Source organism: Candidatus Eisenbacteria bacterium (assembly GCA_035712145.1).
Taxonomy (GTDB): Bacteria; Eisenbacteria; RBG-16-71-46; order RBG-16-71-46; family RBG-16-71-46; genus DASTBI01.
Genome location: DASTBI010000272.1, coordinates 1 through 8,705, shown reverse-complemented (window position 1 = coordinate 8,705; position 8,705 = coordinate 1). Strand labels below are relative to the sequence as shown.

At 64.3% G+C, this 8,705-nt stretch carries 6 protein-coding genes; 2 read left to right on the top strand and 4 right to left on the bottom strand.

Translation table 11 applies throughout. The annotated features are described in order from the left end of the window. The 4 genes from VFQ05_19080 to VFQ05_19065 all read right to left on the bottom strand — a co-directional run. Positions 1-1,860 (bottom strand): peptidase M4 (locus VFQ05_19080; GenBank protein ID HET9328875.1); only part of this gene is annotated, 1,860 nt, incomplete at its 3' end. Continuing rightward, entirely contained in the window at positions 1,860-4,835 is a 2,976-nt protein-coding gene (locus VFQ05_19075; protein ID HET9328874.1) for a caspase family protein, read from the bottom strand. The genes VFQ05_19080 and VFQ05_19075, both read right to left, overlap by 1 nt. A gap of 86 nt (positions 4,836-4,921) precedes the next feature. Further along, positions 4,922-5,773 (bottom strand): caspase family protein, encoded by an 852-nt coding sequence (locus VFQ05_19070; GenBank protein ID HET9328873.1) that lies wholly within the window; start codon positions 5,771-5,773, stop codon positions 4,922-4,924. Positions 5,774-6,798: 1,025 nt separating this feature from the next. Beyond that, on the bottom strand, positions 6,799-7,242 hold the full coding sequence (locus tag VFQ05_19065) for a hypothetical protein (GenBank protein ID HET9328872.1): 444 nt from the start codon (positions 7,240-7,242) through the stop codon (positions 6,799-6,801). A gap of 110 nt (positions 7,243-7,352) precedes the next feature. Between VFQ05_19065 and VFQ05_19060 the strand changes: the two genes are divergently transcribed. Together VFQ05_19060 and VFQ05_19055 are read left to right on the top strand one after the other, a co-directional pair. Then, on the top strand, positions 7,353-7,721 hold the full coding sequence (locus VFQ05_19060) for an SdpI family protein (protein HET9328871.1): 369 nt from the start codon (positions 7,353-7,355) through the stop codon (positions 7,719-7,721). Beyond that, positions 7,718-8,705 (top strand): serine hydrolase domain-containing protein (locus tag VFQ05_19055; GenBank protein ID HET9328870.1); only part of this gene is annotated, 988 nt, incomplete at its 3' end. The genes VFQ05_19060 and VFQ05_19055, both read left to right, overlap by 4 nt.

The following is an 8,705-nucleotide window of genomic DNA, read 5'->3' as shown; positions in this document are numbered from 1 at the left end:
CCGCTTGTAGAGTGAGCAGCGCATCGATGGAAGGAGGCCGCTGGCTCTGTTCTTCGTCTCACGCTCGAGTCGTGAGTCGCTGGCGACGTTCTTGTTGATGACGAAACGCACCTCGCCGCGCGGTCCGATGATGATGGTGGCCCCTCCATAGAAGGCGAACAGTTCTCCGTTCGGCATCCGCGCGTGACGCAGCTGGGTCACCTCCCCGATCAAATCGAACACCACTTGTCCATCGGGTCCGACCCGTCGCGAACTGCGAATCGACTCCACCTGCGGCAGTTCGACGCGATCTCCCCGGAGCCGTGCGTCCCCCTCGCGAGCCAGACCGAAGACATCGAGCAGATCGGGCTGGCTGACGAGTCTGCCAAGGACCGCAGCCTGCCGCTCGAGCTCCGCCTTTCCCGCGGGGCGGCCCGGGTCGCCATCGAACTGAAGCTTGGCGAAGGAGAGATCGGCGATGGCTCCCACCGCACGAATCGGAGGCTTCCAGAGGATGGCGTCTTCGGAAAGAGTCGGGACGTTGCGTGGATAGATCCCACGCCGCGCGAACGCCGCGATCATGACCTCGCGGTAGCCCCAGGGATCGTCGGGCACCAGGTCGTAGTCCGCGGTGATCAGGCCGCGGAGGTAATTCCCCAGCTCGGGATCGACGGGCGGGCAATAATCGAGCGCCCGAATCAGGATCCTCTGGAACTGATCCGCAAGCTTGCTGGCCTGGTCGGCGAGAACGTCCTCGAGATCGTGCGGGATCTGCCCGGGTGGCAAGACGCCGGTTCCTTGCGTGGCGAGACGGAAGAAGCGGGCGCTCTTGCGCTTGTAGATGGCCGTGAAGGCCTCGATCACCGCCGATGCGAGCACCGCGCCAGTCTCGTGCTCCTCGGCTCCCTCCTTGTATTGGCGTGGATGCTCCGGGTCGCTGTCGATGCCCGAGCGCAGGGCGCTCTGACCGTAGGCCTGTCCGACTTGGGGCGCGACATCCGTCAGCAGCCCGCCCATATCCAGACGTCCGCCGGAGCTTCGAATGACGCCGCGGACGACTTCTTTGTAGCTGAAATGCTGGAAGATCGCGATCAAGTCGGCCAGGGCTTCATGGAGCGCGGCCGCGTCCCTCCCCGAGGCGATGTTAAAGTGAGAACGGACTCCCGCGATCAGCGCATGGGTGACCTCGTGAGCGATCACGTCGTGAGAAAGACAAGTGAACACGTAGCCGCGCGTCGTGGTGCCGTTGGTCTCTTTGGCCTTTGCGTAGCCGAAGCAGAGCTCGCCCCGATCGTGGTCGTAATACGCATTCAACTCGTCGAGCGCGTGAGGACGGACGAGCAGTCGGGAGCGTCCTTGTTGAACCGGAAACCCCCAAGCGACGTGACGACCGAGTGCAGTGCGGAAGGCTGCGTACACCAGGCTGCAGACGGCGTAGACCATCTGCTGGTGGAATCGCGGGTCGGAAGGTGACGGCCGCAGGCCATCTTCGATGAGAACGCGAGGATCATCGAGGTCTACTCGCCGGTACTCTTCTCCTCGATGGCCGTCCTTGTTGTCGACCTCGAAGACCGCTCCCGCGGGCCCGGGCTCCAATGGCTCGTATGGAACGTTGACCGTCGCCACGGCGCCGTCCTTGCGGCCCAACGAAGGATCGACCGTGTAGATCCGAAGCGGCCGATAGAGGACGTCGGTGCCGTCGCGCTCGTACGGCTGACCGGTGACCGCTCGTATCACCGCGGGACCGATGGTGAACGCACCGGAGGTGCCGTCTTGGCCACGTTGTTTCTCGCCCGCCGGAGGCTCACCCGAGCGTGACTGTGCGGTCGCCTTGGCCGATTCTGACGTGCTCGGCGTGGATTCCTCGGCTCGTGACGCCATCAGCCCTTGGTTCCCAGGTGCTTCTTGGTGAACCTCTTGACCTCTTTCTTATCGAACTCCGGCCGGAAGTTCTGAGGCATTCCGGCCGGAACACGCTCCTCCAACGCCGCCGCACTCGGGGCGATGGCCGAGAGCAAGATCCGGGATCGAATCGACAGGCTGCAATCGATCTCCGGGTGCTGCCGTGGCGCTTCGCCGAATGCTTGGATCAGATCGCGTTGAAAGTCCTCGTTGGACAACCGACCCGCGGATTGGCCAAGCCGCGGAACCGCATAGCCAGTGAAGTCGCCCTGGCCGTCGGTCTCGTAGGCGCTCTCGTGAGACTTGCAGGCGGCGAACACCACGACGCGCCGAACCTCGCTGCTCTCGCTGGTCCGCAACGTCCGGGTCTGCCCCCGCGCCGATCGATACGCTTGGTGAGCACGGATCATCTCAGGCGTCGCGGGCATGAATCGGCGCTTGATGACGTGCGTGACTCCATCAAGTCCCGCTGACGGACGCCCGATCGCGAGTCGCGTGTTGGTACCCGAGTGGCAGCAATCCATGAAGCAGGTCAGCAGGACGCCTTCGGGAATCCTGCGGAAGAGCCGCTCGAGCTCGTCGTCGATGACGAACGCGCCGCTTTCGTAGTCGACCGGGCACAGCGCCTCGTCCTTCTGGTCATCGCGCTCGTCACCGTCCTCGTCGGGGAGCTGCGTGCCATGGCCCGAGTACTGGAAGGCCAGCACGTCGCCGGCTTTGCTTCCCTCCACGAGCTTCTCGAGGCCGGCGATGATCGCGTCGTGCGTGGCTTCGTGATCGAGCAGCTCGTCTACATCGAAGCCCATCTCCCGGAGACCCTTCCCCCAGTCCTGCGCGTCCTTCACACAACCGTTGAGCGGAGCGGAGAGATAGACGTTGATTCCGACGCAGAGCGCCTTCTTCCTGCCACTGCCGAGATCCGCGATCCCTTCGGGCTGAGGAGAGCCAAGGCCGGCGAGGGCGCCCGATCCTGCTGACAAGCGGTCCGCGGGACGCAGCGCGCCGCCGGTCCCGTTGCTTCCTTCGGGCTGGGCGAGGAACTCGAGATCCTCGGGCCACTCGATCGAGGAGCTCCAGTCCAGGATGCCGCGATCGGCAGCGGCGTCTGCCGGGAACGGTGCGAGGCTCACCGTGTCGCCGAGCCCGAGGATTCGAGCGGCCACGCTGCACATGGTCGGTGGATCGTTGTCGAATCCGCCATGGGATGCCGATCGGCTGGCCCGCGTCCCGGTGGTCTCGCGGGTCTTCGACCAGATCACCTCGCCCCGCGGATTCGGGGTTCCCGCGAGGCCGAACAGGGCACGCAGGTCGGGATTCTCACGCAGCGCGATCTCGAGGCCGAGGATCGGTGTCGTGGGCTCGGCCTCGAGCGCCGCGTAGATCAGATAGAGCAGCGACTTCCGGTAGAGCCCAACGCAGTTGTCCGCCTTCTCCCAGTCCTTGGCCATGGTGAAGATGTCGAGGCGTTCGATCTTCGACTTGATGAAGGGCTCAGCCAGCCGAGACAGGAATGTGTCGACACGAATGGCCGGTGCCAGGAAGCTCATGGTCCTGAACGATGGGACCCCAACCTCCAGCGCGGCCGGAACGAAGTGGGCGTGGAAGATCGACCCTGCGCTGTGCCCGACGGCGTGGAGCGGTGGCGCGCTGGCTCCTTGCTGGTCAAGAAACGCTTTGAGCTTCTCCGCCACGTAGCGCGAACCACCGTCGGCCGCCGCGGCACGCTCGGCGCTGCGCTTCATGCCCGACCAGATCAGCTCGCCGCGCAGAGCGCGAGCCACACGCTCCAGCAGTGGGTCGGTGGTGTAGTCGAACACATCGCGCGGCACCGCGCGCGCTAGCTCGCGTCGGCCCCGCAGCAGGATCTGGCCCAGGGTCTCCCACAGCCCGGTCTCCCAGACGAAGTAGATGGGATAGATGTTGTTCTTCTTCCACCACGGAATCAGGCGGTGGGCCATCCACAGACCGCCTGCTTCATTCACCAACCCGCCGTGGGCGTAGAACATCAGCTGCAGCTTCTTGCCTTGCTGCTTCGCCTCCGCCATGGCCATGGGGAGGTGCTCGCCGAAGACGGCATCCACGTCTCCCGGAGCGCTCGAATAGAGGCCTCCAGGCGCGAACCGACCCTGGACGAGGTTGATGACGTGGGGCCTCAAGCCGTTCAAGACGTCGGGAGTCAGGCGGTCTGCGACCCCGCGCCTCGCGGCGCGGCCGGCTCTTGGAGCGACCTCGAGCCTCGCGGTATCGCCGACCATTCGGGCCACCTCGTCCGCCGTCATGCTCTCTTCGGGACACTCGGCCCCATCGGGATCGCGCGCGGCGGACCGCGCGCGATGACAAGCTTCGAGGAACTCTGCGATCTTCAACGCCTCCTCGCCGAACGGGCCCGCCTCTTCGTCGGTCAGGCTTCGTGCCACCGGCTCTCGATCGAGGGTCGCGCGCCGGGCCAAGACTTGGTCGAGGAGCGACGCGTAGTCCACCGACGTGCCGGGGCAGGTCTTGGTCGACATGGTGCGATGGAATCGGAGCGTGTCCGGGGCCAGCTTGAATCGTTCCTGGAGACGCGCGATGACCTCGATCACCGCCTCGAGCTGATTTCCCTGGAGTCGATCGTGGCCCACGTCGAAGTTCCCGATCATCTCGATCATGAACGGACCGACTTGTGCGTTGCCGTTGAAGCCGGAGGCACTGGCCGGCGCTCGGTTCCAATCGCGCCCCGTCCACAGCTCGCCGTTCGGGCCGATGCTCAGATGCTGAGCGATGTCACTCCAATGGTTCTGCTCCACGTGCACACGGGCCATGTTGGCGATCGTGTCTCGTCCGCGGTAGGTCGCGTGGTCGGGCTTCCAGGTGTGATGAAGATGCACCGCATCGATTCGACGCGAGCCAAATGCGAACCGCTCGAGCAGACTTGCGAATTGAGACAGCGTGAGCTGAATGAACGGCGCCGGCATGTCGACCTCCTGCCGGACGGGAATTGACCGTCCGGCGCAAACGCAATTTCAGAACTGCGATCGCGACAGGATCGTGTGCAAAGCGATCATTGAACCTGGAAGGGGCGCTGATTCTCGAACCGGCCATTCGTAGCGCCGATCATGTAGTAGTTGGGCGACTGGGTCGGCGGCATGCGACGCGCGATCTCGCGATGAAAGCGTCGATAGTCGCCACGGAAACGACCTTGTTTCCAGACCCGCAGCAGGTTCTCGGTGAAGAGCCCGTTGACGTCGCCGTCGAGGGACTCCTGGTTGTCCTGGCAGCCCGAGATCAGCAGCACGCTCGCCTTGACCCGATCGCGAGCACGGGGATCCACCGACTTCTGGATCCGGTCGTACTCGCGCTGGTGAGCTCGATAGACTCGCATCGCCACGGCCATCGGCATGGCGCGCGAGCGCGGCGCGTTGCCATTCTCATGCGAGCCGAGTCCACGCCCGGGTGAAGCTGCACGCAAGGCCGACATGAACGCGGCCCGGGTCACCGTTCCGCTGTGGCAGCTGTCCGAGAGCACCAAGATCCTCACGCCACTTCGGAACTTGGCCCAAGCCTGATCCAGCTGGTCGTCGCTGATTTCACCGTCGTAGAGGCACCACGTCTCGTCGTAGGCATCTGGCTCGTCGTGATTGCGATCGGGCAGCTGGCCGCCGTGGCCGGAGTAGGTGACGAGGCAGTAATCACCCTTCTTGAGAGAGCGGGCCGCGGTGGTCAGCGCGGTCAGGACCGCACGGCGAGTCGCACGCTTCGTCAGCAACGTCCGTGAGCGCATCTTCTGAGACATACCGATTGCCGCCATGTCCCGCGCGTCGTTCTCGCAGGCGTTCAGTTCCCCGGCCCAGCCCTCGTAGGAGCGCCGGTCGACGGCGTTCAATCCGATGTGAATACCAATGGCACGCGACACGGCGAACCTCCCAACGGTCGATTCATGACCGGTAACATCGAGCCATCGCGAGGAATATGGCTCCGCTCACCAACCCGCACACATTCAGAACGCAAACGGGGCGACGACCGAACATCGCGACAGGAAGACTCGCGGGCTCGCGCCTACGAGATCACGAGGTGCTCGGAAGTCGAATGAAGGCCCATTGCATTTCATGGATTCGGTACGGCGCAGGATCAAATCCACGCGATGGTCACATCGTCTGGATAAACGTAACCATCTACGGCCCACATCGGGGGTGGGGCCTATAACAAATGCTCGGGGTCCAAGATTGGGGTGGCACGCTGCGGGAGTCGGCCGTACGTGCTTTGGAATCTCGAGCCACCGCGAAGGCTACTGCGGCGGTACCAACAGTCAAGAACAAAGATGATTCCCCCGGTGAGCCGATGGCTCACCACACGTCGAGCGTGAACCCATCGGAGTGGCTGCCGCCCGCAAGGGGGCGCGACGGCGACAGGGACACCGGGATGCCGCAGCCCTGCCGAGCCGGTGCCCGACGTCGGTTCGCCAATCAAATCGCCGCGCGGCTCGCCGTATTCGACTTCATCGAGGGCTGGTGCAACACCGAGCGCCACTCGGCGCTCGGGCTGATCGCGCCAACCGCAGCCTCACCCGTCACCGAAGCGCATCTCCAGTTGCCGGATGCTCGTTCCATAAGCTGGTCGAAGGGCGGGTGCTCCGGCCCTGCGGGATGGCGGACTCAGGCTTCTTCGCTTCGACAGACTTCCGCCGCGCGTTGCAAACGGCTACGTCGAAACCGAGGACGGTGGCTGGCGCACAAACATCTACTCCCTATCGATCATCGGTAGCCCCGACGGCGAGACTTCACGACCGTCGGCCACTTTGACCGACTCTGGCGCGGCTTCTTCGACGGCGCCGTGGTCTCCTCCGGACTTGCCTCGATGCTCCTGAGTAACACCGCGTCACAGATCGAGAAGGAGCGCTCCTTCTACGGTCACGGGATCGCCGAGATCGGGGTCGTCCCCCTATTTGACCACGTAGAGGCCGTTCTCTCGGCGAACGACTTCGGTCGCCTTCAGGCGGTTCTGGTAGACGAGAAGAAGCTGCGAGTCCTCGTTGAGGGTCACGCCGTACTGCCTTTGAATGGCGCCCGCGACGACCGGCATCGCGTTCTTCCGGAAACCATCCATCGTCGACTTGGCTCCATCGACGCTGTTTTGAGAGCCCATCAGGATCACGACGATCTTGTCCGCTTGTTTGTCATAGGTGGCCGTCAGAGCTCCGTCGAAGGTCCTGGACGTCGCAAGAACCCCGGAAATGGTCGACGCGATCATTTCTCCGAGAACCGGCGTGTACGGCTTGCTCAGAGCAGACTTGGCAGTCTTTGCCTCTTGAGCTCCCACGAGTGGGCCCACCATCAAGCTCGCCACACCAACTGCCAGTCCGAAGAGAACCAGATTCGTCTTCATCTTTCCTCCCTGTAATTGAATGACGAGTGGCTCTGGCTGCACCTTGCCCGGGACCTTAGCACCGAGCCGAGGCCTGGACAGCCATCATCGTGTAGTGGGACCTTGCTTCCATGTCTCCCGTGCAAGTGCTGGTCATGGTCTTTGTCGCGTTCGGCGCGCTCATGGTCGCGCTCGCAATCCCGTTGATCCTTCGCCGCGTGCGGCCGAACGCCATCTACGGGCTGCGCGTGCCCGCGACTTTCGCTGACGAAGAGGTGTGGTACGAGGCAAACGCGTGGTGCGGCCGCGATATGGTCGTTCTCGGAAGCGCGCTGGTCATCTTGCCGCTGGTGATCGCTTTCCTGCCGATATCCGAGACCGCTTTCGCGGTGTTCGGCGTCGCGCTGGGGCTCGTCGGTCCGATCGTCATGGCCGTGGTCGGCTGGCGGCGCGCCAATCGACTCCTGCGAGAGAAACGGGAAGGAAAGAGCATTCGATGAGAAATGATCTCGATGAGCTCGTCGCCACCACGGCGGCGAAGCACGCCTTTTCCGGAGCGGTCCAGGTGACGATCGATCGCGCCACAGTCCTCGCCGAGGCCTTCGGGGAGGCCGATCGCTCGGCCGGGATCCGCAACACGGTCGACACGCGATTCGGGATCGCATCCGGGACCAAGTTCCTGACCGCGCTCGCCGCCGGAGCGCTGATCGACGATGGAAAGCTCGCCCTCGAGGATCGGCTCGTCGACCTGGTGTCGGTGCCGCTGCCGGGCGTCTCGGCGGCGGTGACGATCGGCCACCTGCTGACTCACACATCCGGCGTGTACGACTACCTCGACGAGGATGTGATCGACGACCCCGACCACTTCGAGCTGCCGATCCCGCCGTTCAAGCTGCTCGGGCCGCGGGACTATCTGCCGATGCTGGTCGCCGGGCCTGCCAAGTTCGAGCCGGGCACGCGCTTCTCGTACTCGAATGGCGGCTTCGTGCTGCTCGGTTTCGCTCTCGAGGAGGTGGCCGGATGCTCGTTCCACGCGCTCGTCGAGGAGCGTGTGCTCCGGCCGTGCGGGATGACGGACTCCGGCTTCTTTCGCTTCGACCGGCTTCCACCGCGCGTTGCCAACGGCTACGTCGAAACCAGCGGCGGTGGCTGGCGCACCAACATCTACTCGCTGCCGATCATCGGCGGACCCGACGGCGGGATGTTCACGACCGTCGGTGACTTCGACCGACTCTGGCGCGGCTTCTTCGACGGCGCCGTGCTCTCGTCGGGGCTTGCCTCGATGTTCCTGAAGAAAGCGGCGACGCAGATCGACAAGCAGCACTCGTTCTACGGTCACGGGATCTGGATCCATGACGACGGAGCCAGCCCGCCGCTGCACTACATCATCGGCGGTGACGCGGGCGTCTCGTTTCGCTCGAGCGCCCACTCGGACGCCACGTTCGCGACGGTCGTATCCAACACGTCCAACGGGGCGTGGCCCA

Coding starts and splice junctions, on each gene's coding strand:
- VFQ05_19075 (HET9328874.1), bottom strand. CDS start 4,835: ATGCCGGCGCCGTTCATTCAGCTCACGCTGTCTCAATTCGCAAGTCTG.
- VFQ05_19060 (HET9328871.1), top strand. CDS start 7,353: ATGTCTCCCGTGCAAGTGCTGGTCATGGTCTTTGTCGCGTTCGGCGCG.
- VFQ05_19065 (HET9328872.1), bottom strand. CDS start 7,242: ATGAAGACGAATCTGGTTCTCTTCGGACTGGCAGTTGGTGTGGCGAGC.